The sequence below is a fragment of the Actinoplanes sp. OR16 genome (assembly GCF_004001265.1).
Taxonomy (GTDB): domain Bacteria; phylum Actinomycetota; class Actinomycetes; order Mycobacteriales; family Micromonosporaceae; genus Actinoplanes.
This window is the reverse complement of record NZ_AP019371.1, coordinates 5214381-5236651: the sequence shown is the minus strand read 5'-3', so window position 1 is coordinate 5236651 and position 22271 is coordinate 5214381. Positions and strand designations below refer to the sequence as shown.

The window sequence follows — 22271 nt, the reverse complement described above, 5'->3', positions numbered from 1 at the left end:
TAGGCCTGCCGGGGCCAGAATTCAACAGGTGATGAATTCTGACAGCACCCCCTTCACATCGGCGTCGCTGAGCTGGGCGAAGTCGTCGTACCACTGACCCACCGCGGCGAACCGGTCCGGCGCGTGCAGGCAGATCACCTCGGCGTCGGCACCGAGCAGGTCCCGGGCCGCCGGCGCGCAGACCGGCACCGCCAGGATCACCCGGCCCACGCCGTGGGCACGCAACCAGGAGATCGCGGCCCGGGCCGTCACCCCGGTCGCCAGGCCGTCGTCGACGAGGATCACGGCACGGCCCCGGACAGGAGGCACCGGGCGGTCACCGCGGTAATCCCGGATCCGCCTCCGCAACTCCTCCCGCGCCTCGGCCACGATCGGCGCGACGTCGTCCTCGGTGACCCCGGCGTACCGGAGATTGCGCTCGTCGAAGACCGGCGGCCCGTCCTCCGCGATGGCGCCCACCCCGAACTCCGGCCGATCCGGCGCGCCGATCTTGCGGGCCACCACGATGTCGAGGTCGGCTCCGAGCCGCCGCGCGACCGGGTCGGCAACCGGCAGCCCCCCTCGCGGCAGCCCCAGGACCAGGGGTTTCCCCGGCAGCTTGAGCCGGGCTACGCGCTCGGCGACCGCCTCGCCGGCCTGCCGCCGATCTGAGAAGATCATCTCGCCACCGCCGGTGTCAGATGCATCTGGAAGAACCCGGCCGCCTCCTCGGCGACCTGGTCCAGAGCGCCCGGCTCGGAGAACAGGTGCGTCGCGCCGGCGATCACCCGTAGCTCCGCGCTGATCCGCATGGTGTTGCGTGCCTGCTCGTTGAGGTCGAGAACCTCGGTGTCCCGTTCACCGACCAGGAACATCGTCGGTGAGCGGACCTCCAGCAGGGCCGGTCCGGCCAGATCGGGGCGGCCACCGCGAGAAACGACAGCCCGGACCGCCTGCGGCCGGGCCGCCGCGGCGACCAGCGCCGCTCCCCCGCCGGTGCTCGCGCCGAACAATCCGATCGGCAGCGCCGCGGTCGGCGGGTTGTCCCGGGCCCAGTCGATGACCGCGATGACCCGGTCGGCGAGCAGGCCGATGTCGAAGCGCAGATGGCCGGTACGGGCGTCGGCCACCTCCTCCTCGGTGGTGAGCAGATCGGTCAGCAGGGTGGCCAGCCCGTACTCGTGCAGTTCGGTGGCCACGATCTGGTTGCGCGGGCTGTGCCGGGAGCTGCCACTGCCGTGCGCGAAGATGATCAATCCGGACGGGTGTTCCGGAAGTGCGAGATCGCCGTCGAGAAGGACCCCGCCGGCATCGATCCGTTCCTGAGTCTTCCAACTGGTCATGGCTCTCAAGTACCCGCCTGAACTGCGGATACGCTTTGACTAAGCCGCAACCGTGCTGCACCGAACAGAGGAACGTAGAGTTCGCACGGGAGTCGGAGCCGCCATGTCCATTTCCCGGTTGACCCGCAGCCAGACGATGCCGCCGGTGGCGCCCGCCCGGCCGTCGCGGGAACGCCACCAGCACGCCCGTGAGGACGCCGCCGCGCTCACCGACCGCGACCGCGAGCTGATCCTCCAGGCCACCGGCCAGAGCATCAAGCCCGGCGAGGTGAACGCCGGATGGATCAACTCGCTGGCCGCCGCGATCGCCGCGGACCGGGCCACCGGCCGGCTCGCGGCCGGGCAGGAGGTGACCGCCGTCTACCTCAAGGACCTGTCCCGCCGCTACGACGCGACGAGCGGCCGCAACCCGGTCGCCGGATACCTGGAACCGGCACTGCGGCACCTCGCCAAGCAGCAGAACTCAAGGCTCGACGTGAGTGCCTGACCGCCCCCGTGCCCGGCCAGGCACCCACGCCGGTTCTCTCTACGGCGCGCGCTGGGTCCGCTCGACCAGCGCCGCCGCCACGTCGCGCAACTTGCGGTTGCTGTCCTGGGAGACCTTGGTGAGGATCGCGAACGCCTCGTCCGCGCTGCACCGCCGCTCGCCCATGATGATGCCCTTGGCCTGCTCGATCACGGCCCGGCTCTCCATCGCCGCCTGCATGTGCTGGGCGAGGCTGGCCGTGCTGTCGTAGAGGTGGGCGTTGGCGAGCGCGACACCGGCGTACCGGACGAAGGTCTGCGCCAGCGTCACGCCGTCGTCGTCGAAGCCGTCCGGCCGCTCGCCGTAGAGGTTCAGCGCCCCGGCCATCGTCTCCACGACCGGCAGGCCGACCGCGAGGACACTCCGGTAGCCGGCCTCGGCGGCGAGCAGCGGCCAGCCGTCCCAGCGGTCGTCGTTCGCGCCGTCCCGCACCACGACCGTCGTCTTGCCGTGCGCGGCCTCCAGCGAAGGGCCGCCGGATCGGGCGTACTGGTGCTCGTCCAGCAGCAGCGCGGTCTCACTCGTGTGCGCCGCCGTATAGGCGTCGTCACCGCGGATCATCGTGATCGACACCTGGCCGGCGCCGGGCAGGGTGCGCCGGGCGAGGTCGGCGACCTGGTGCAGGACACCGTTGAGGTCGGTCTCACCCAGCTTGATACGGCCGAGCTCCGCGAAGATGCGGCCGAGCTCGGCGAAAGTGGTGGCGGAGTCGGTCGGGTCGTGCGCCTTCAACGTCAGTGGATCCCTGCAGCGGTGCGCGACCCGCCCTGACGCGGCCCGCGTGAATTAACCTGTGGTGCTGCCCGGAAAACCCTCTCGGGATCCCCGGACCCGCGCCGCTGCTTGACGCCGGAAGGCCTTCGTCGATGGAACGACTCCGGCCGCAGAGGCAGATAGTACACCGGCCTCATCGTCACGTTTCCGGCTGGGATTCCGGGGAACGCGACAGGAGACGAGCAATTCGTACCCGAGACTCGAGACCATGCAGCCTTCGCCTGCCGAACCCACCGCAGCCCTGCATGAGCTGGGCCGGATCGCGCTGGCCGACACCGATCTCGAAGGCGTCCTCGACCAGGTGGCGACGCTCGCGAAACGAGCGGTGCCCGGCGCCTTCGAAGTCTCGGTGACCCTGATCCGCGCCGGCGGCCCCCGTACCGTCGCCTGCACCGGCGACGCCGCGCTGTGGATCGACAAATGGCAGTACGACAACCAGTGCGGCCCCTGCCTCGCCGCCGCCGCCGAACGCGCCACCCTGCTCGTCGGCGACGTCCTGGCCGAACGGCGCTGGCCCGGCTGGCAGCAGCACGCCGGTTCGGTCGGCGTACACAGCGCCCTCTCGGTGGGCCTGCCCATCCACGAGACGGTGACCGGCGCCCTCAACATCTACGCCACCACCGCTCACGCCTTCGACGAGGACTCGGTGATCCTGGCCGAGACCTTCGCCGGGTACGCCGCGATCTCCCTGGCGAACGCCCACCTCTACGACACGACGGCGGCCCTGGCCCGGCAGATGGAACGTGCGCTCGCCAGCCGGGCGGTGATCGAGCAGGCCAAGGGCATCATCATGTCGCAGCGTCGTTGTAGTGCTGACGAGGCCTTCGCGATCCTGTCGAAAGCGTCCCAGACCGCTAACCGGAAGCTCCGCGATGTGGCGGCTGAGTTGGTGGCACGCGCCTCGCGCGCTTGATCAGTCTGTCCTGGTTCTTCTTGTCTGCCGTGTTTCGGTCGGGCTTCTTCGGTGGTCGGGGCGATCACCAAGCAACCATGCGCTGCGCCAGGTCAGTGGCTTCGGTGCCGGTGGTTGCCGCTTCGGGCCGTACCGCGACCTCCAGGCGCCGCACGGCCATTGCGCGACATTTCGGGCGTCGGGAGTGACCGAGCGTCACTTCGGCTCCGGGTGATTGCCGGTTGATGGAGAGTAGGGGGCCGTGAGCACCGGCAGCGCTCCGACAACCCTGCCGGGCCTCCAAGATCCCCGTGACGCCGAGCAACAGCAGCCCGCCCCACGCCCCATCCGCGCCACGACTTGCCACGCCCCATCCGCGCCACGCCCATCACGTCATGACCCGTCATGCCATGACCCCTCACGTCACGACCGCCCGCCATGGCCCCTCGCGCTCAAGCCCTACCCGACCCCGCCACGAGCTGTCGCGCCCACGCCCGATTGCCCGCCACGGCCGGTCGGCCCCTACGCCCGCCTTACCCCGCCACGGCCGGTCGCGCCTACGCCCGCCGTGGCCGCAGCCGCAGCTCCTCCGCCGCCGCCGATCTTGAGCGATTCTCGACACCCGGATGTCCGTGATCACCCAAGATCGCGGCCATGCCGAGTGCGGGCATGCCGAGGACTGCGGGCATGCCGAGGACTGCGGGCATGCCGAGGACTGCGGGCATGCCCACTACGACCCCGCCTCACCACGCCCCTGCCTCACCACGCCCCTGCCTCACCACGATCTTGAGCGATCTCCCACATTCAGGTGTTCGTGATCACCCAAGATCGCGGCTGTGCCCCGGACTGTGGCCATGCCGCGGACTATGGCCATGCCGAGGACTGCGGCCATGCTGAGGACTGCGGGCATGCTCACCACGACCCCGCCTCACCACGCCCCTGCCCCACCACGATCTTGAGCGATCTCCCACATTCAGGTGTAGGGGATCGCCCAAGATCGCGGCCGTTGCGAGGACCGCTGCCTTGCCTCACTGCGGCTCTCACTACTGCCCTGCCTCACTGCGGATCTTGAGCGATTCCCGACACTCGCGTGGCGACAATCGCTCAAGATCGCGGCACACGCGGGGGCGCGGGGCGGCCCTTTCCAGCAGGTTTAGGCGACCGCCGGTCAAAATACGGGCACCGCTTGCCAAGATCGCGGCTCTGGCGAGGGCTGCGGGCCTGGCTCGCTGCGGATCTTGAGCGATTCTCGACATCCGGATGTAAGGGATCGCCCAAGATCGTGGCTACGACCGGCTACTACCGGCTGTGGCAGAGGCAAAGGCAAAGAGCTTAGGCAGACGACTGGGGCAGAGCGCTGAACAGGGCACGGAAGCAGACCACGGAAGCAAAGCACTGGAGCGGCCGGCCGGGGCGGCCGCCTAGCGGAGGTGTTCGCGGAGGGTTTCGACCACCCGGTCCACATCGGCCGGCGTGGTTCGCCAGTTGCTGAAGGCGGCTCGGAGCGCCGGCTCCCCCCGGTAGACCGTCGGGGTCAGGAAGGCGTCGCCCGCGTCGGCGATCGATCGGACGGCGGCTTGGATGTCGCCGGGGAAGGTGAAACAGCAGACGTTCAGACGTACCGGGGAAAGGAGCCGGACGCCCGGAAGAGCCGCCAGCCGCGCACCGAGCTGATGGGCCGCCTGGATGTCGCGTTCCACGATCTCGCGGTGGCCCGCGGAACCGTAGGCGGCCAGGGTGAACCAGGCGGCGAGGGCGCGGAGGCGGCGCGAGTTCTCCGGGGTGAGGTGCACGTGGTCCGGGTTGGGGCCGGGGTCGCCGAGGTAGGCGGCGGTGTTCTGGAAGACGCGGATCTGCAGGTCGCGGCGGCGGGTGAACTGGACGGCCGAGTCGTACGGCACGTTGAGCCATTTGTGCAGGTCGACGCAGACCGAGTCGGATTCGTCGAGGCCGTCGACGAGGTGCGCGTAGGTCGGTGAGAGGGCTGCGAAGGCGCCGAAGGCCGCGTCCGTGTGCAGCCAGAACGGGTAGCGGGAGCGCAGCGCGGCGATCGCCCGCAGGTCGTCGAAGTCGACGGTGTTGACGGTTCCGGCGTTCGCCACGACGATGGCCGGTCGCCCTCCGAGATCGTCGAGAGCGGCGGCCAGCGCGGCCACGTCGACGGCCTCCCGATCGGGGAGGGTCGGCACCGATCGCAGCGACGACCGTCCGATTCCGAGCATCGCCAGGGCTTTCACGATGCTGGAGTGCGGCGTACCGGAAAGCACCGTGATCGGACCGAGCGCCGCGATCCCCTCCTGCGAGACCTGCACACCGAGCTGCTCACCGAGCCATTCCCGGCCGATCGCGAGCCCCACCATGTTCGACATCGTGGCGCCGGAGACGAACGCGCCGTCGAAAGCAGGTCCGAGATTGAACATGGTCCGGAGCCAGCCGACCGTCTCGTCCTCCAGCGCGGCGGCGGACGATCCGGATCGGTTCGAGCCGTTCTGGTCGAGGGTCGCGGTGATCCAGTCCCCGGCGAGGGCTGCCGGTGTGGCGCCGCCGGTCACGAAGCCGAGGTAGCGGGGTCCCGCGCTCGCCGAGAATCCGGGCGCCCATCGCTCGCCGAACGATTCCAGGGCGCCGGCAGCGCCGATTCCCCGCGCGGGGAGGGTGGCTGGTCTTACTGCTGCGGGGGTACGGGCGACCGCCCGCTCTTCCAGGTCATCCAGAAGACGGACCGCATGGTCGCGGGTGGTCTGGAGCAGTCCCGGGAGATCGGCGAGGTCGCCGGCGAGTAGTGGATCCACGTCCTCGAACGTAGGTCCCCGCCCGCGACCTGTCGCGGTCCACTTGCCGGACGATGGCCTGGCCCGGCCGGGGTTTCAGGCCGCCAGCCTCCACTGGAGTCCGAGATCCTCACGGTCGGCGCGGCGGCGGACCCGGAGCAGCCAGGCCAGGCCGATCAGCGAGACCAGGATGAGCCCGCCCCAGGAGAGCACGGTGAACAGGTGCGCCTGCGAGGCGGTCAGCGTCGACGTCGCCGCCGAGCCGGTCAGGATGAACGTCAGGTTCAGGGCGATGCTGTGCATGCTGTCCCAGAGGGCGTGCAGGACCGCCGCCCCGAGGTACGTCACGAGCAGGCGTTTCGTGAACGCGTAGTGCCGGCGGCCGCTCGCCGAGAAGAGGACGCCACCGAGGATCGCGGTCCACAGGCCGTGGCCGACCGGGGCGAGGACGCCGCGCAGCAGTTCGGTCTGTACGAGGGTCAGCAGGGAGAGGCCGTTCTCGGTGAACAGGGCGGTGAAGGCGTACCCGGCCGACTCGAACGCGGCGAACCCGAAACCGACCGAGGCGCCGAGGATCACGCCGTCGACGGCGTACTTGTGCTGGAGGTGGCGGCAGAGGAAGGCGAGAGCGGCGAGCTTGGCGGCCTCCTCGATCAGGCCGACGCCGGCGAACAGGAACGGCGACGGGTGCAGCAGGTACGTCTCCAGCAGCGAGGCGGACAGGACGCCGAGCACGCCACCGGTCACGAACGTGCTGAACAGCAGCTCGGACGTCACCTCGCCACTGTGCCGGCGGCCGTACGCCCAGAGCACGAACGTGACCGGGACCAGGAAACTGCCGAGCAGCACCAGCGTGGGGACGAGGTTGGGGTTGCCGGTCACGAACGTGACCACGACGGTCAGCAGCCACAGGCCGAGCCCGGTCAGGAAGACCCTCAGCCAGGTCCTCTTGGGTTTCACCGCTGTCTCGTACATGGCGCGCCTCCGCACTCTCGTCGTCAGGCGCCCGGTTACCCGTACCGGGCGCCCTCCCACGCGGAACGTGACGCACGAGTCAGCGAAGCGTGTAGATGACCCCGAGCTTGTCGACTTCGGAGCCGGCGCGGCCGTGGAATCCAGAAATATACGAATTGTCAGGCGCGGTGAACGTCGCGCAGTCCGAGGTAGTCGTTCCACCGGCGATGCTGTTGCCGAGGTTCGTCGTGAACCGTGCGTAGAAGATCCGGGTCTGCGAGTTGTACTTGCCACGGCACAGGTACGCGCTCGTCACATATTCACCGGCGCTCAGCGGCAGCGTTCCAGCAGTCCCGCCCGTGCCACCGTGGGCCAGCGCCCCGATCGAGATTTGATCAACACGGCTGCCCGCGCGGAGTCCGATAGATCTTGGAGCGTCGGCGACCGCGTCGATGTCGGTGAAGTAGGAGCCGTGCGGGCCGCCGAATTGCTCACTAAAACGATATTTCGGATTTGTCGCCCAGGTGAACGATGTGCTGATCGGGAAGTGATCGGAGAGCATCCTGCCGTCGCTGGTGACGAACCCGGCGTGCTCGTTGTGGTAGGCCGTAGCGCTCAGCGTCACGAACGTGCTGCTCCGATACAGGATCTTGTCGACGACCTCGCAGGTGTCGGTGATCGCCGCCGCGTCACAGAGGAGGGCGTCGCTTCCCGCAGCAGGCGCGACTCCACCGCGCTCCAACGTGACCCACGCGTCGGTGAGCCGGTTCGCCGCCACGAACTCCCGGATCGTGTCGGCGGTCCGGGTGTAGCGCGTGTTCGTATCCCCCATGACGATCACCGCGTTGCCGGCCGAGTGCGTGCCGATGAACGCGGTCAGCTGGCTCAGGTTGTCGGCCCGCGACTCCTGGTCGCCGGCGCTGGTGCCGGCGTTCGTGTGCAGGTTGTAGAAGTCGACGTAGACGCCCTCGGCGAGCCGGTGCCGGGCGAAGGTGAACCCCTTCGGCGTAAGGCAGTCGCCGGAGTCGAACTGGCAGGAGTTCCAGTCGCCGCGCTCGAAGTCGCCGGTGTCGTAGGCGACGGCCGAGAGGCTGTTCAGCCCGGATCCGATGCCCGCTCCCCCGCTCGTCGGCGTCCGGTACGCGTGCGTGGTGTCCGCCGCGTAGAGGTAGGCGTGGTAGTTGAAGTCCTCCTGGACGTGGACGACCTCGTAGGGGCCGAGCCGCTGTCCGATCGCGGTGTGCGCGGTCTTCCGGTCGACTTCGGCGCTGGAGAGCAGTTCCGGCAGACCGGCGACGTTGTAGGTGAGGACGTCGAAGGAGCCGCCGGCGGCGTACGCGGGAGCGGGGACGGCGAGCAGGCCGGCGATGAGGGTGCCGGTCGCGAGGAATCCTCTGCGGATCATGCCCGGAAGATATCGGCGGTCATCGAGTTACGGAACCGGGCTGGTCTGCCGTTTTGAGGTTTGTTCACGTTCACAACACGGAGAGTTGGGGTGATCTTCGCTGCGGACCCGAAAGCTGAGCCGCGATCTTGACGCCGTTCTTCTCGGAGCTCCCACATGAATCTCAGCCGCCGTACGCTGCTGCGCGCTTCCGCCGCCGGAATCGCCGGCCCTCTCCTCCTGGGTGACGAAGCCCTCGCGGCGGGAGCGACCACGGCCACGGCCACGGCGGCCTTCGTCGACAGCTACCAGACGAACATCACGGCGAACCTGACCGCCGAGACGAACGCCGCGGTCCGCATCCTCAGCGGCATGAAGCAGGTCTGGTCGACCGGCACGGCCTGGAACACCGGGACCGTGCTCGACGAGGCTTTCCTGCGGGCGAACGTCCGCTACTGCGTGAAGACCACCCACGGCCGCACCGACGCCGAGGCCGCCCGCGCGTTCATCGTGGACCGCCAGCACCAGAGCTACTCGGTGATCGCCGGTCTCGGCCCGCTCGCCGGCGTCTACAAGGCCGGTGCGCTCGCCGTCACCAGCATCACCTCGGCGCCCGCCACGACGCCGGCGACCACGATCAGCGACGCGGTCCCGGCCGGCGCCCCGGCGGGTTCGGCCATCGGCGCCGGTTCCCCGTCGTCAGCGCTCGGCAAGGTGGTCACGCTCGTCAACACGCTGCGGGGCAACTACTCGTCGGGCAACCCGGCGAAGTTCGCGTACCAGTACCCGCGGCCGTGGCGGATGAACGCCGGCAGCCGGATCGTGGACACCGGGACGGTCGACGCACTCGGTTTCCCGGTCTACGACTCGGACACGGTGGTCGTGCCGCAACTGCTCCGCCAGCGCAGCACCAATCCGGCCGAGGACGGCGGTTACGTCAGCGGCCACACCAACGCGCTCTACCTCGCGTCGATCGCTCTGGCGTACGCCGTCCCGGAGCGCTTCCAGGAGATGATCACGGCGGCCTACGACCTGGCCGAGACCCGGATCATCGCGGGCATGCACTCCCCGGTCGACGTGATCGGCGGCCGCATCCTCGGTACCGCGCTCGCCGCCGCCATCCTCGGCGATCCGGCGAACGCGACGCTGAAGGCGGAGGCCCGGGCGCAGGCGCTCGCCTACTTCCAGTCCCAGGTCGGCGGAGACGTCTTCGCCTACGCCCATTCCCAGATCAACGGCGATGATCGGTACGCCGACCGCGCGCGCAACGCGGCCACCGTCAAGCCCAAGCAGTCCTACGGCCTGCCGCGTACCCGGAACCGTTCCGCGTTCACCGTGCCGAAGGGCGCCGAGATCCTCCTCGAGACCCGTTTCCCGTACCTGGACGCCGCTCAGCGCCGGGAGTTGCTGCGCACCACCGGCCTGGCCGCGGGCAACCCGCTGCTGGACGGCGGCGAGCAGTGGGGCCGCCTCGACCTGTTCACCGCGGCCGACGGCTACGCCGCCTTCGACGCGACGGTGGCAGTCACCCTGGACGCGGCGGCGGGCGGTTTCGCGTCAGCCGACACCTGGCGCAACGACATCGAGGGCCGCGGCGGTCTGATCAAGCTGGGTTCCGGCACGCTGACCCTGGCCGGCGACAACGACTACCAGGGCGGTACGACGGTCGCCCAGGGCACCCTGGCCGCCGCCGCCAAGAAGGCCCTCGGCGACGGCGACGTGACGGTCACCGGCGGCAGACTCGCCCTCGACGCCGAGAGAGTCCACATCGGCGGCGCCTTCCGCCTCAGCGCCGGCACCCTCTCCGCCACGGTCCGCCCGCACGGCGCGACCCCACTGACCATTCACGAGGAAGCCACGATCGGCGCCGCCACGGTCCTCGAGATCGCCGTGACCGAGGGCAGGAAGTTCGACGGGGACAAGGCCGTCCCGGTCCTCAAGGCCCGCCGGCTCCGAGGCCGCTTCGCCACGGTGGTGGTCACCACCCCGGGCTACCGAGCCGACCTGATCCACCAGAACGACACGGTCGCCGTACGCCTCCACAAGGCCTGACCACCATCCCCGGCTGCGGCGTAGCGCTGTCCCCACCGCTACGCCGCAGCCCTCCGGTCCGTGTCCGCGCCTATGCTGCGAGTCATGACCGCCATCTCCGTGATGCTCGCGGTGCCGGACGCAGCGGCAGCCTCCGCTTGGTATCAGCGCGCCCTCGGCGCCACGGAGCTGTGGAATCTCGGCTCGGTCATCGGCCTGGAACTCGATGGGGCGCCGTTCTTCCTGGCGGAGCCCGCGAACAACAAGTGGGAGAGCCCGGCGGTGCTCGGCAGCACCACGACACGGATCGAGGTGTTCGTCGACGACCCGGACACGGTCGCCGCCGGCGCCGCCGAGGCGGGAGCGAACTACCACGACCCGGTGCGCGACCACTCGGCGCCGTGGGGCACGCACCGCCAAGGTGGGTTCTTCGATCCGTACGGTCATCTCTGGCTCGTGGGCGACAAGTCCCCACTCCAGCGGCATCAGTGATCGTTTCGTGCACATCCTCGACGACCCCGGCGAGCTCTCCTACCGGGCCCGGTCCTTCCTGGCTCGTGCCGCGGTCCGGCAGCGGGAGCCTGGTTCCCTCCCGGAACGACGGGGACCGGCCGAGCTGCTGGTGAGCCTGGACCACTTCACCGACCGGTACGGCGGCATGCGCTACGACGTACGCCGGACCGTCAGCCTCCGCGGCGAGCGGGTCGTCACCGTTCGCCGGTGGCAGTTCGACCTGCTCGGTGCGGCGCGGGCCGAACGTACGGGCTGGTCGTTCGGCTGGCACGGCGAGCACGTGGCGTCACCGGTGAGGTACCTCGCCCACACCGACGGCCGTTTCGGTGTCAGTGCGGGCGGCCCGTTCCTGGAGGTCAGTCCGTCGTTCAGCCACCTGATCGAGGGCCACGCGCTCATGGACGAACTCGCATCGTGGGAGCCCGTGCCGCCCAGTTCGCTGGAGGCCTGGACGCCGGACGACAGTGCCGGCGCGCGCCTGCGGGAACTCCTCGCCGGTCTGCCTCCGATCGCTGAGGCCTCCGGACCGTACGACCGCTGGTGGCGCTCCGAGCACCTCGCCATCCGGCTGTTCCACGGCTGGACCCACACCGAGCCCCGCCGTACCGGGATCATGATCTGGAGCCGGACCGGTCGTATCAGCCCTTCACCGTGAACGTGCACCAGATCGACCAGCCCGTGTGCTGGACGGCGCGGACACGCCACCGGTAGGTCGCGCCCGGTGCGAAGTCCGTTGTCAGGGTCGGTGACGGGGAGACGACGGTCGTGGTCTCGCCGGAGCCGACGGTCTGGAACTCGAACTTGAAGCCGTTGCCGGGCGCACCGAAGTATTCGGCGTACAGGGAAGGGGCAGGGCCGACGACCGGATCGGTGTCGGTGTCGGGAACGCAGGCTTCGCGTCCGTTGATGAGCCGTGATCCCAGCTCCACCGGGATCCAGCTGTCCCTCGCGTCCAGCCACTCCTCGTACGACGGGGTCGGCGACGTCGGAACGGCACCTTCGTCCGTGCAGTGCATCAGGCCGACATGCCCGTCCCGCTCGAGGAGTTGATCGACGAGTTCGGCGCACGTCGAGGCCGAGACGCCCGGTCGGGGGGTGGGGGTGTACGAGTCGCCGGTCGGGGTCTCCACCGCGGCCGCGATGACTCCCGCCAGCACCACGAAGGCGCCGGCTGCCGTGGCGGTTCTGTTCACTCGCACGTCCGACGCCTATCGGCGCTCCGGCATCGGCCTGAAGGGAACCGCCTGGCTTGACCGGCGGCGCATGAGCTTGCGGGCGGGGACGGCCTTGCGTGGCACGCAAGGCCGTCCGCCGCGAGTCCGGGTGCTCATGCGACGACTCGTACAAGGAAGTCAGATCTTGCCTTTCAAGGCCGCCCATTGCAGCAGCATGATCGTCTTGGCGTCCGCGATCTCGCCTGTCTCGATCCGGCGGAGGGCGACGTCGAACGGCAGCTCCAGCGCCTCGATGTCCTCGCCGTCCTCGATCAGGCCGCCGCCGGGGCCGACGCGCGACGAAGCGTCATAGGGCGCCGCGAAGCAGTGCACACGCTCGGTGACCGAGCCGGGGCTCATCCAGACGGCGAAGACCGGTTCGAGCTCACCCACCGTGACGCCCAGTTCCTCGCTCGCTTCCCGGCGGATCGCGGCGGCCGGATCGTCGCCGTCGAGCAGGCCGGCCGCGGTCTCGGTGAACAGGCCGTCCGGGTGGCCGTTCACGTAGACCGGGTACCGGAACTGCCTGGTCAGCAGCACGGTGCGGCGGACCGGATCGTAGAGGAGCACCGTCGCGCCGTCACCCCGGTCGTATGTCTCCCGCTGCTCCCGGCTCCACGATCCATCTCGCCGCCGGTAGTCGTAGGTGGTCCGTCGCAGCACATGCCAGGCCGTGGCCAGTAACTCCACGTCACGGATCACCACATCGGGGTTGCCGGTCAGATCGCGACCCGCCTGATCCAGATCTCGGCGCCCGCGCGCGTCCGGAACGTCGATGCCCGCCGTCATGCCGGGATCTCGGAGATCTCGTAGTAGACCGGAATTCCGCGTTCTTGCGCGATCTTCACGTCCTGGTCGGCGCCGGTCGACGCGCCGGGCAGGCGCAGCACCGCGTCGCAGTGCTGTAGGAGTCGTTGTGCGGTGGGATAGAAGACGTCGTCCGCTTTGTCCGGACCGGCGCCCCGCAGCACCGGCAGCGCCACCCACTCGCCGATCATCGGAATGTGTCCGGCCTGGAAGATCGGCCACGCGGCCTCTTCGAGCCGGGCCAGGTTGGCGGCCATCTTCGCGGGATCGTCGCCGGTGCCGGAGCGGTAGGGGCCGGCGATCAGGATCAGCAGTGGCTTTGTCACGTCCGGAAACGTACACTCGAAACGCGCAACAGTCGACAACAATGAGGAGAAACACGTAATGCTTGCGGCGGAGCGACGCGACTACCTCCTGGCCCGGCTGCACTCCGACGGCAAGCTGGTGGCGAAGGACGTCGCTGCCGAACTGGGCATCGCCGAGGACAACATCCGGCGTGATCTGCGAGAGATGGCGTCGGCCGGGCTCTGCCAGCGCGTCTACGGCGGCGCGTTGCCGGTGTCGCCCGCGGTGGCCGACTACGCGACCCGGGCCACCGTCGCGGTCGACGGCAAGGAGCGGGTGGCCCGCGCCGCGGCAGCGCTGATCCGCCCCGGCATGACGGTCCTGCTCGACGGCGGCACGACGGCCCTCGCGGTCACGTCGGCCCTGCCGCGCGACCTGCGGGCCACGATCGTGACGCACAGCCCGACCGTGGCGGCGGCGCTGGTCGACCATCCGACGGTCGAGGTCTATGTACTGGGCGGCCGCCTCTTCAAGCACTCGGCCGTCACCTCCGGCGCCGCGGCAGCCGAGGCGGCCCGCCTGGTCACCGCGGACCTCTTCCTGCTCGGCGTCACCGGCGTCCACCACGAGGCGGGCCTGACCACTGGAGACGCCGACGAGGCCGCGATGAAACGAACCCTCGCCTCCCGAGCAGCCGACGTCTACGTCCTGGCCAGCAGCGAGAAGATCGGCGCCGCGTCCCCGTTCGTCGTCCTGCCCGCCACCGACGTCAGCGCCGTCATCACCGACGCCGATCCCGGCCATCCCGTCGTCGAAGAGCTCCGCCGCGACGGCATTGCGATCATAGAAGCCTGATTCCTTGTACGAGTCGTCGCATGAGCACCCGGACTCGCGGCGGACGGCCTTGCGTGCCACGCAAGGCCGTCCCCGCCCGCAAGCTCATGCGCCGCCGGTCGAGCCAGGCGGCCATGGCGAGAAGGCCGGCGCAGCTCGGAAGTCGGCGTGGCGATCAAATCCTCGAGGCTGGAAAGGCCGACTCAAAGCTGTATTGACATCGATCTTCACTGATCCTTGGATGTTACTGGGAGGTAACGCCAATGATCTTCAGCCGGAGCCGGATCGCCGCGGCGCTCGCACTGTCCATACTGGTCGTGGCACCGGTGCCGGCCAGCGCAGCGCCCACCCAGACAGCAGCGCCCACCCAGACCAACGCCGAATGCACGGCGCCAACGCCGGGGCGGCCCGGCTACACGATCGCCGACCCCGACTGCGAGCTGGACGGGACGCCGTTCGCCGCACTGACCGGTGCCCACACCTACACCGGGATCAAGGACGACGCCGCTTACCGGATCGAGGTGCCGAAGCGGTGGAACGGGCAGCTCGTCGTCTACGCGCACGGCTATCGCGGCACCGGGACGACGGTCTACGTCGACAATCCGGCTCTGCGGCAGCACTACATCGACCGCGGGTTCGCCTGGGCCGCCTCCAGTTATGCGACGAACGGGTACGACGTGGGGCAGGGTGTGCGGGACACGCATGCGCTGATCGGCGTGTTCCGGAAGGCGACCGGGAAGCACGCGCGGAAGGTGTACATCACCGGCGCGTCGATGGGCGGGCACGTCACGGCCGTGGCGATCGAGGAGTACCCGCGGGACTTCGTGGGGGCCATGCCCACCTGTGGTGTGCTCGGCGACGTCGAGTTGTTCGATTACTTCCTGGATGCGAATGTCACGGCGGCCGCCCTCGCCGGGGTCGACATCGCGTTCCCGACCGACGCCGCGACGTTCGGCCCGCAGGTCGCCGCAATCGTCCAAGGTCTCAAAGCCGGGGACAAGAACAGGACCTGGTCCGATGTCCTGGAACGGCGCAGCGGCGGTGAACGACCCGGATTCGACTACGCGTTCGCCTACTGGAACGCGGCGAGCCAGGCCGGGCTGCCGTTCCTGTTCAGCCTCTACCCGGGACTGTCCGGTGGCACGGCCGGGATCGCGCCCGGCAACCTGACCGACAACCGGCGGACGTTCTACCGCAGCACCGACAAGCGCCGGCCGACCGCCGCGGAGTGGCAGCTCAACAAGGACGTGCTGCGCGTGAAGCGGACCGCCGTCGCCGACCCGGGCCTGAACGGCGTACCGCGCATCGATGGAAAGCCGCGCATCCCGGTGCTGTCCCTGCACGGCATCGGTGACCTGTTCGTCCCGTTCTCCATGGAGCAGGAGTACGCCAAGCGGGCGGGTTCGAGGCTCTTCGTCTCCCGCGCGATCCGCGACGTCGCGCACTGCGGCTTCACCCAGCCGGAGCTGCGGAAAGGCTTCGACGATCTGGTGCGTTGGGTCGAGACGGGCCGCCGCCCGGCGGGCGACGCGATCCTGGATCGGCGCACTGTCGCTGCGGCGGCTTTCGGTTGTCGTTTCACTGTGGGGGTACGGGCGAACTACGCACCCTGCTGAGGCCGGACGGCTTCGGTCAGCGCCTCTCGTAGTGCCCGCGCGGCCGGTGACGCCGAACCCGCCAGCCGCTGGGCCGTGAAGATCGTGCGGCGGGGGCGTCCGTCGAGCTCCAGGAGCCGGCAGGACGTCTCCCGTCCCGCCCAGACGAGATCCGGGATGAGCGCGACGGCGTTGCCGGACTCGACGAGGCGCATGTGCGCCTGCAGGTCGGCCGTCTCGTAGCGGACGTCCGGCTCGAATCCGGCGCTGCGGCAGAGCTGTTCGGCGAAGTGCCGGGATGCGGCGCCGCGCGGCTCCATCACCCACGGCATGTGCCGGGCGTCCATCAGCGAGTCGACCGGCCGCAGCGAGACGTCCGCGGCCGGCAGCGCCAGCCGGATCGCGTCGGTGGTCAGATCGCGCCGATCCAGGCCGGGATGGTGCGGAGCGGCGTGAGCCGGGTATTGCTCTGCAATGACCATGTCGAAGTCGCGCGCCCAGGTCTCGCGCAGTGCTTCCTCGGGTTCGCGCTGCACCATCTCGACGCGGACGTCCGGGAAGCGCAGCGCCATGGCCCGCAGCGTGGCCGGCATGAAGGCGAGCGCCGCCGACTGGAAGACGGCCAGCCGAACGGTCCCGGTGACCTGTGTCGTAGCGGCCTGCAACCGGGCCTCGGCGCGTTCGAGCGTGTCCAGGATCTCGCCGACCGAAGCGACCAGGACCTCGGCCTGCGGGGTGAGCTGCACGCGGCGGCCGGCCTTGCGCAGCAGCTGGGTGCCGGTCTCCTTCTCCAGCAGGCTGAGCTGCTGCGACACCGCCGACGGGGTGAAGTTGAGCGCCTCGGCAACCGCCGCGAGTGTGCCCCGGACGGCCAGTTCGCGGAGCAGGATCAGACGACGGATCTCCAGCATTTTAAAAAGATAAGCCGAACTGAAGAGTAAACGTCAGAAAGCTTCGCTTTTCCTAACCGGATGCCCGGACTCACACTGTTGCCGAAACCGGAAGGAGCATCCCGATGTCTGAGATCGCCGAAGAGACGATCGCTGTGGTACGGCGCTGGCTGCGCGAGGCGGCTGACGTTCGCGTCGGCGGTTCGGCGAAGCAGCTGGCCGGTGTGCTGCGCGACCCGAAGGGCCTGGCGTTCACCGTCGGCTTCGTGGACGGCGTGATCCGCCCCGAGGACCTGCGGGTCAGCGCCCGTTCTTTGCGGGATTTATCCGCTGATATCCCGGCGTTCCTTCCGATGCATCTCCGCGCGGCCGTCAAAGCCGGCGGCTTCTTCGCGCCGATCATGCCCGGCGTGGTCGTCCCGATCGCCCGCCGCGCGCTGCGGCACATGGTGGGACACCTGATCGTCGACGCCACCGACGCCAAGCTCGGCAAGGCGATCGAGAAGATCAAGAAGCGCGACGTACGCCTGAACGTCAACCTCCTCGGCGAAGCGGTCCTCGGCCGTGGCGAGGCGTCTCAGCGGCTGAAGAGCACCGAGCGCCTGCTGGCCCGCCCCGACGTCGACTACGTGTCGATCAAGGTGTCGTCGACGGTCGCCCCGCACAACCCGTGGGCGTTCGAGGAGTCGGTCGCCGACATCGTCGACGAGCTGACCCCGCTCTTCACGCTCGCCGCCGAGACCGGCAAGTTCGTGAACCTCGACATGGAGGAGTACAAGGACCTCGACCTCACGATCGCGGTCTTCACCAAGCTGCTGAACCGTCCCGAGCTGCTCAAGCTGGAGGCCGGCATCGTGCTCCAGGCCTACCTGCCGGACGCGCTCGACGCGATGATGCGCCTGCAGGCGTGGTCGGCTGCTCGCCGCGAGCGCGGCGGCGCCGGGATCAAGGTGCGCCTGGTCAAGGGCGCGAACCTGCCGATGGAACGGGTCGAGGCGGAACTGCACGGCTGGCCGGTCGCGACCTGCGACAGCAAGCAGGCCACCGACACCAACTACAAGCGGGTGCTCGACTACGCCCTGCAGCCCGACCGGATCAAGAACGTCCGTCTGGGGGTTGCCGGTCACAACCTGTTCGACGTGGCGTACGCCTGGATCTTGGCTGGAAAGCGCGACGTGCGCAGCGGGATCGAGTTCGAGATGCTCCTCGGTATGGCCGAGGGTCAGGCCGAGGCGGTGCGGCGCGAGGTCGGTGGGTTGCTTCTCTACACCCCGGTCGTACGGCCGGAGCAGTTCGATGTGGCGATCGCCTACCTGATTCGACGGCTCGAAGAGGGTGCGAGCTCGGACAACTTCATGTCAGCGGTGTTCGAGCTGCACTCGGATTCGGCCCTGTTCGCCCGCGAGGAGCAGCGTTTCCTGGCATCGCTGGCGGATCTGGACGACACCGTGCCCACACCGAACCGGGTCGCCGACCGCTACGCGGCAGTCCCGAAATCTGAGCCGGGCCTGTTCGTCAACACCGCGGACACCGACCCGGCCGTGGCCGTCAACCGCTCCCGGTTCCGCGCGATCTTGGAGAAGTCGGCCGACTCGCAGCTCGGCTTCGACCTGCCGCGCATCGCCGACCGCGAGCACCTGGACGCCGCCGTGGAGAAGGCCGCCGCCGCGAGCTGGGGCGGCGCCGACCGCCGCGCCGTCCTGCACAAGATCGGTGAGGCGCTCGAAGCCCACCGGGACACCTTCCTCGAAGTGATGGCCGCCGAGGCCGGGAAGACCGCCGACCAGGCCGACCCGGAGATCTCCGAGGCCGTCGACTTCGCGCACTACTACGCCGAGCTGTCCGCGACACTGACCGAAACCGACGGCGCCGTCCCGGTCCCGGCCCGGCTCACTCTGGTCACCCCGCCGTGGAACTTCCCGGTCGCGATCCCGGCCGGTTCGGTGCTCGCCGCCCTCGCCGCCGGCTCGTCCGTCGTGCTCAAGCCGGCCGGTCCGGCCGAGCGCTGCGGCACCGTGCTCGCCGGCGTCGTCCGGGACGCCCTCGGCGTGGCCGGTGCCGACCCCGACCTGGTCACCCTGCTCCAGGTCGAGGAGAACGAGCTGGGCCGCGAACTGATCGCCCATCCGCTCGTCGACCGGGTCATCCTGACCGGCGCCTACGAGACCGCCGAACTGTTCCGCTCGTTCCGCTCCGACCTGCCGCTGCTCGCCGAGACGAGCGGCAAGAACGCCATCATCGTGACGCCCAGCGCCGACCTGGACCTGGCCGTCAAGGACGTCGTCTCGTCCGCTTTCGGTCACGCCGGCCAGAAGTGCTCGGCCGCGTCGCTGGTCATCCTGGTCGGTTCGGTCGCGCACTCCGAGCGGTTCCGTACACAGTTGCTCGACGCCGTCTCGTCGGTGGAGGTCGGCTACCCGTCGAATCCGCGCAGCCAGGTCGGCCCGCTGGTCGAACCCGCCGCCGGGAAGCTGCTGGACGGGCTGACCAGTCTCGGTCAGGGCGAGAAGTGGCTTCTGGAACCTCGTCAGCTGGACGACTCGGGCAAGCTGTGGAGCCCTGGCGTGCGCGACGGTGTGCGGCGCGGGTCGGCGTACCACCGCACCGAGTACTTCGGCCCGATCCTCGGCATCATGACCGCGGACGGCCTGGACCAGGCGATCGACATCGTCAACGAGGTCGACTTCGGTCTCACCTCGGGGCTGCACTCGCTCGACGCCGGCGAGATCCGCACGTGGCTTGATCGCGTACAGGCGGGGAATCTCTATGTGAACCGGGGCATCACCGGTGCGATCGTCCGGCGCCAGCCCTTCGGTGGCTGGAAGCGATCAGCGGTCGGACCGGGCACGAAGGCCGGCGGCCCGAACTACCTGATCGGCCTCACCGGCTGGGAGTCGCGCCCGTCGACGGCTTCGGCCCCGGTGACCGACGCTGGAGTGCGGACGCTGCTGTCCTCCGCCCGCGCCTTCCTCTCCCCCGACGAGATCTCCATGATCGACCGCGCCGCCCGCAGTGACGCCGCCTTCCCGCTGGCACCGTCCGACGTGTCCGGCCTCGAAGCCGAGCGCAACGTCCTCCGGTATCTGCCCTGCCCGGTCACGGTCCGCCTCGCCGCCGGCGGTACGGTCGCCGACCTGGTCCGGGTCCTGGCCGCCGGCACCGTCGCCGGCTCCGAGATGCGCATCTCGGCGGCGGAGCCGCTGCCGGCCTCGCTGACGGCCCGTTTCCCGCAGACCGTCATCGAGGACGACGCCACGTTCGCTGCGGGCCTCTCCGCCGGCCGCGTCCGCTTGATCGGCGGCTCCGGCCCCGCTCTCCTGGAGGCCACCGGCGGCCGTCCCGACCTCGCCGTCTGGGCCGGCCCGGTGACCGAATCCGGTCAGGTCGAGCTGCTGCCGTTCATCCATGAGCAGGCAGTGAGCATCACCGCCCACCGCTTCGGCAACCCGCTCGCGCTGGCGGCGGAGGTTTTGTGACAGCAGCGGCCTTGTGACAGCAGCAGCAGTACCGGCCGGCGCCGGCCGGTACTGCTCCCTGACCCCACATCTATGCCAGCTCTGTCTTGCCAGCCCAGTCCCGGCAACTCTGTCCCGGCAGCTCTAGCCCGGCAGCTCTGTCCCGGCAGCTCTGTCCCGGCGCCGCTCGGGGGTCCTAGTCCGTCCCGGCGCCGCTCGGGGCCGCCCCAGCCCTGCCATCGGCACTGCCTCACGGCCCGGCACTACCTGGCGCAATCCCCGACCCCCCTCACAGATCTTGGGCAATCCTTGACACCCCAATGTCGAAGATCGCTCAAGATCTCGCTGAGGGCCGGCCCGGGCATCGATGTGCACCGCTTCCGCCCCGGCCCGCCTCGCCTCGCCTCGCCTCGCCTCGCCTCGCCTCGACCACACCCAGCAGATCTTGAGCCATCCTCGACACCCCAACGTCGAACAACGCCCAACATCTCACTGAAGGCCCGCCCGGACACCGACCCGCACCACTCCGCCCCAGCCCCGCCCCGACCCGCCCCGACCACACCCACCAGATCTTGAGCCATCCTCGACACCCCAACGTCGAACAACGCCCAACATCTCGCTAAAGGCGGCCCGGGCACCGACCCACACCACTCCACCCCGGCCCGCCCCGACCACACCCAGCAGATCTTGAGCCATCCTTGACACTCCAGTGTGGAGAATTGCCCAAGATCTCGTGGAGGGGGTAACGGGACACCGGACCCTGCTCGCGCCGCTGACCGAGCGCCGCTCCGACCCGTTTGTCCGCACGCGCGACACTGAACCGCATGGACCACGAAACCGCGCTCGCGTCGTTGTTCTCCTCCGAGGGCCGCCTGGACCCGTACCCGGCCTACGACGCCCTCCGCGAGCACTCGCCGATCTTCCAGGCGCTGGACGGCCGCTGGTTCGTCACGACCCACGAGCTCACGAACCGCCTCCTGCGCGAGCCGAGCCTGCGCGTGGCCGACGCCGCCGACTACGACATCGGCTGGCCGGACTGGCGGGAGAACCGCGCGGTCGCCTCGATCGTGATGTCGATGCTGCAGTACAACCCGCCCGAGCACACCCGGATCCGGCGCGCGGCGGCGTCGACGTTCACCGCGCGGCGGGTGGCCGGCATGCGTGATGTGATCACCGAGCTGGCCGAGGATCTGATCAAGGAGATGCCGGAGCGGGCCGATTTCGTCAGCGCGTTCGCCTATCCGCTGCCCATCGCGGTGATCTGTGCCCTGCTCGGCGTGCCCGATTCCGATCGCCAATGGTTTCGGCAGCGGGCCGCGGACCTGACCGTCGTCCTCGAGCCGATCAGTACGGAGGAGGAGATGCGCACGGCGGACACGGCCGGCCGTGAGCTGGAGGATTACTTCATCGGCTTGATCGCCGAGCGCCGCCGCAGCCCGCGGGAGGACCTGACGAGCGCGCTGGCCGCCGACGGATCATTGACCGGTCAGGAGTTGCTCGCCAACCTGGTGCTGCTGCTCGTGGCCGGTTTCGAGACCACCACGAACCTGCTCGGCACCGGTCTCGCACTCCTGCTGGAGCGCCCCGATTCCAGTGATCGGTTGCGCCGGGAGCCGGGTCTTGCGCCCGCGTTCGTCGAGGAGATCCTCCGGTACGACTCACCGGTTCAGCTCACGACGCGTTTCACCGGGACGACGCTGGACCTCGGCACGGGCGTCGAACTCCCGGCCGGCACCCCGCTGACCATGCTGCTCGGCGCGGCGAACCGCGACCCGGCCCGTTACCCCGACCCGCATCGCCTGGACCCGGACCGCCCCTCCATCCAGCCGGTCTCCTTCGGCGGCGGCGCCCACTACTGCCTCGGCGCGCCACTGGCCCGGCTGGAGGCGCAGGTGGCGTTCCCCCTGCTCCTGACGATGCTCCCAGCCCTCGCTGCGGCCGGCACTCCGGCCCGCCGCGACCGCCTCGTCCTCCGCGGCTACGCCTCCCTCCCGATCACCACCACCTGACCGGCCAGGGTTCTC

General features: G+C 69.7%; 20 protein-coding genes. 9 read left to right on the top strand and 11 right to left on the bottom strand.

Annotation, left to right across the window (positions count from 1 at the left end; genetic code table 11):
• Positions 1–21: 21 nt before the first annotated feature.
• Complete coding sequence (locus tag EP757_RS23865; protein ID WP_127549521.1) at positions 22–660, bottom strand: phosphoribosyltransferase; 639 nt, start codon at positions 658–660, stop codon at positions 22–24.
• On the bottom strand, positions 657–1322 hold the full coding sequence (locus EP757_RS23860; protein WP_127549519.1) for a dienelactone hydrolase family protein: 666 nt from the start codon (positions 1320–1322) through the stop codon (positions 657–659). The genes EP757_RS23865 and EP757_RS23860 overlap by 4 nt, the downstream gene beginning before the upstream one ends.
• A gap of 103 nt (positions 1323–1425) precedes the next feature.
• Here EP757_RS23860 and EP757_RS23855 point away from each other — a divergent pair, with 103 nt between their 5' ends.
• Positions 1426–1809, top strand: a complete 384-nt coding sequence (locus EP757_RS23855; RefSeq protein ID WP_127549517.1) for a hypothetical protein — start codon at positions 1426–1428, stop codon at positions 1807–1809.
• Between the two features lie 39 nt (positions 1810–1848).
• Here the strand turns inward: EP757_RS23855 and EP757_RS23850 are convergent, their stop codons facing one another.
• Positions 1849–2580 (bottom strand): GAF and ANTAR domain-containing protein, encoded by a 732-nt coding sequence (locus EP757_RS23850; RefSeq protein ID WP_127549515.1) that lies wholly within the window; start codon positions 2578–2580, stop codon positions 1849–1851.
• Positions 2581–2830: 250 nt separating this feature from the next.
• Here EP757_RS23850 and EP757_RS23845 point away from each other — a divergent pair, with 250 nt between their 5' ends.
• Complete coding sequence (locus tag EP757_RS23845; protein ID WP_127549513.1) at positions 2831–3535, top strand: GAF and ANTAR domain-containing protein; 705 nt, start codon at positions 2831–2833, stop codon at positions 3533–3535.
• Between the two features lie 536 nt (positions 3536–4071).
• Here the strand turns inward: EP757_RS23845 and EP757_RS42895 are convergent.
• The 4 genes from EP757_RS42895 to EP757_RS23830 form a co-directional block, all read right to left on the bottom strand.
• The gene (locus EP757_RS42895) at positions 4072–4239 is read right to left on the bottom strand and encodes a hypothetical protein (RefSeq protein ID WP_160165869.1); all 168 of its coding nucleotides are present in this window, start codon (positions 4237–4239) and stop codon (positions 4072–4074) included.
• A gap of 696 nt (positions 4240–4935) precedes the next feature.
• A complete protein-coding gene (locus tag EP757_RS23840; protein ID WP_127549511.1) occupies positions 4936–6306 on the bottom strand; it encodes a pyridoxal-dependent decarboxylase in 1371 nt (456 codons plus the stop codon).
• 75 nt (positions 6307–6381) lie between these two features.
• Complete coding sequence (locus EP757_RS23835; protein ID WP_232049968.1) at positions 6382–7245, bottom strand: PrsW family intramembrane metalloprotease; 864 nt, start codon at positions 7243–7245, stop codon at positions 6382–6384.
• Positions 7246–7339: 94 nt separating this feature from the next.
• Positions 7340–8644: a jacalin-like lectin gene (locus tag EP757_RS23830; protein WP_127549507.1), complete on the bottom strand. Its 1305-nt coding sequence runs from the start codon at positions 8642–8644 to the stop codon at positions 7340–7342.
• Positions 8645–8800: 156 nt separating this feature from the next.
• Between EP757_RS23830 and EP757_RS23825 the strand changes: the two genes are divergently transcribed.
• From EP757_RS23825 to EP757_RS23815, 3 genes are all read left to right on the top strand, one after another.
• Positions 8801–10675: a phosphatase PAP2 family protein gene (locus EP757_RS23825; protein WP_127549505.1), complete on the top strand. Its 1875-nt coding sequence runs from the start codon at positions 8801–8803 to the stop codon at positions 10673–10675.
• An 84-nt stretch (positions 10676–10759) separates the two neighbouring features.
• The gene (locus EP757_RS23820; protein ID WP_127549503.1) at positions 10760–11146 is read left to right on the top strand and encodes a glyoxalase/bleomycin resistance/extradiol dioxygenase family protein; all 387 of its coding nucleotides are present in this window, start codon (positions 10760–10762) and stop codon (positions 11144–11146) included.
• 7 nt (positions 11147–11153) lie between these two features.
• Positions 11154–11822 carry a hypothetical protein gene (locus EP757_RS23815; RefSeq protein ID WP_127549501.1) on the top strand — a complete coding sequence of 223 codons (669 nt, stop codon included), beginning with the start codon at positions 11154–11156 and terminating at the stop codon, positions 11820–11822.
• Here the strand turns inward: EP757_RS23815 and EP757_RS23810 are convergent.
• The 3 genes from EP757_RS23810 to EP757_RS23800 form a co-directional block, all read right to left on the bottom strand.
• A complete protein-coding gene (locus EP757_RS23810) occupies positions 11806–12366 on the bottom strand; it encodes a hypothetical protein (RefSeq protein ID WP_127549499.1) in 561 nt (186 codons plus the stop codon). The two genes, EP757_RS23815 and EP757_RS23810, sit on opposite strands and share 17 nt — an antisense overlap.
• A 153-nt stretch (positions 12367–12519) precedes the next feature.
• Positions 12520–13170 (bottom strand): NUDIX domain-containing protein, encoded by a 651-nt coding sequence (locus tag EP757_RS23805; RefSeq protein WP_127549497.1) that lies wholly within the window; start codon positions 13168–13170, stop codon positions 12520–12522.
• Positions 13167–13514, bottom strand: a complete 348-nt coding sequence (locus EP757_RS23800) for a DUF4406 domain-containing protein (RefSeq protein ID WP_232049967.1) — start codon at positions 13512–13514, stop codon at positions 13167–13169. Before EP757_RS23800 ends, EP757_RS23805 begins: the two co-directional genes overlap by 4 nt.
• Before the next feature lie 58 nt (positions 13515–13572).
• Between EP757_RS23800 and EP757_RS23795 the strand changes: the two genes are divergently transcribed.
• Positions 13573–14328 carry a DeoR/GlpR family DNA-binding transcription regulator gene (locus EP757_RS23795; protein ID WP_127549496.1) on the top strand — a complete coding sequence of 252 codons (756 nt, stop codon included), beginning with the start codon at positions 13573–13575 and terminating at the stop codon, positions 14326–14328.
• A 242-nt stretch (positions 14329–14570) separates the two neighbouring features.
• Positions 14571–15923 carry a S9 family peptidase gene (locus EP757_RS23790; protein ID WP_127549494.1) on the top strand — a complete coding sequence of 451 codons (1353 nt, stop codon included), beginning with the start codon at positions 14571–14573 and terminating at the stop codon, positions 15921–15923.
• On the opposite strand, the gene EP757_RS23785 is transcribed toward EP757_RS23790, so the two are convergent.
• Entirely contained in the window at positions 15908–16813 is a 906-nt protein-coding gene (locus tag EP757_RS23785; protein WP_127549492.1) for a LysR family transcriptional regulator, read from the bottom strand. The genes EP757_RS23790 and EP757_RS23785 overlap by 16 nt on opposite strands.
• Before the next feature lie 104 nt (positions 16814–16917).
• On the opposite strand from EP757_RS23785, the gene EP757_RS23780 reads away from it, so the two are divergent.
• Together EP757_RS23780 and EP757_RS23775 are read left to right on the top strand one after the other, a co-directional pair.
• Complete coding sequence (locus EP757_RS23780; protein ID WP_127549490.1) at positions 16918–20268, top strand: bifunctional proline dehydrogenase/L-glutamate gamma-semialdehyde dehydrogenase; 3351 nt, start codon at positions 16918–16920, stop codon at positions 20266–20268.
• Between the two features lie 803 nt (positions 20269–21071).
• Positions 21072–22256, top strand: a complete 1185-nt coding sequence (locus EP757_RS23775; protein ID WP_127549488.1) for a cytochrome P450 — start codon at positions 21072–21074, stop codon at positions 22254–22256.
• Positions 22257–22271: the final 15 nt, after the last annotated feature.

Excerpts from the sequence above, each read along its gene's own strand:
- EP757_RS23780 (WP_127549490.1), top strand. The coding sequence starts at position 16,918 with ATGTCTGAGATCGCCGAAGAGACGATCGCTGTGGTACGGCGCTGGCTG.
- EP757_RS23785 (WP_127549492.1), bottom strand. The coding sequence starts at position 16,813 with ATGCTGGAGATCCGTCGTCTGATCCTGCTCCGCGAACTGGCCGTCCGG.
- EP757_RS23795 (WP_127549496.1), top strand. The coding sequence starts at position 13,573 with ATGCTTGCGGCGGAGCGACGCGACTACCTCCTGGCCCGGCTGCACTCC.
- EP757_RS23865 (WP_127549521.1), bottom strand. The coding sequence starts at position 660 with ATGATCTTCTCAGATCGGCGGCAGGCCGGCGAGGCGGTCGCCGAGCGC.
- EP757_RS23805 (WP_127549497.1), bottom strand. The coding sequence starts at position 13,170 with ATGACGGCGGGCATCGACGTTCCGGACGCGCGCGGGCGCCGAGATCTG.
- EP757_RS23855 (WP_127549517.1), top strand. The coding sequence starts at position 1,426 with ATGTCCATTTCCCGGTTGACCCGCAGCCAGACGATGCCGCCGGTGGCG.
- EP757_RS23775 (WP_127549488.1), top strand. The coding sequence starts at position 21,072 with ATGGACCACGAAACCGCGCTCGCGTCGTTGTTCTCCTCCGAGGGCCGC.
- EP757_RS23825 (WP_127549505.1), top strand. The coding sequence starts at position 8,801 with ATGAATCTCAGCCGCCGTACGCTGCTGCGCGCTTCCGCCGCCGGAATC.
- EP757_RS23830 (WP_127549507.1), bottom strand. The coding sequence starts at position 8,644 with ATGATCCGCAGAGGATTCCTCGCGACCGGCACCCTCATCGCCGGCCTG.
- EP757_RS42895 (WP_160165869.1), bottom strand. The coding sequence starts at position 4,239 with ATGCCCGCAGTCCTCGGCATGCCCGCAGTCCTCGGCATGCCCGCAGTC.
- EP757_RS23790 (WP_127549494.1), top strand. The coding sequence starts at position 14,571 with ATGATCTTCAGCCGGAGCCGGATCGCCGCGGCGCTCGCACTGTCCATA.
- EP757_RS23820 (WP_127549503.1), top strand. The coding sequence starts at position 10,760 with ATGACCGCCATCTCCGTGATGCTCGCGGTGCCGGACGCAGCGGCAGCC.
- EP757_RS23845 (WP_127549513.1), top strand. The coding sequence starts at position 2,831 with ATGCAGCCTTCGCCTGCCGAACCCACCGCAGCCCTGCATGAGCTGGGC.
- EP757_RS23860 (WP_127549519.1), bottom strand. The coding sequence starts at position 1,322 with ATGACCAGTTGGAAGACTCAGGAACGGATCGATGCCGGCGGGGTCCTT.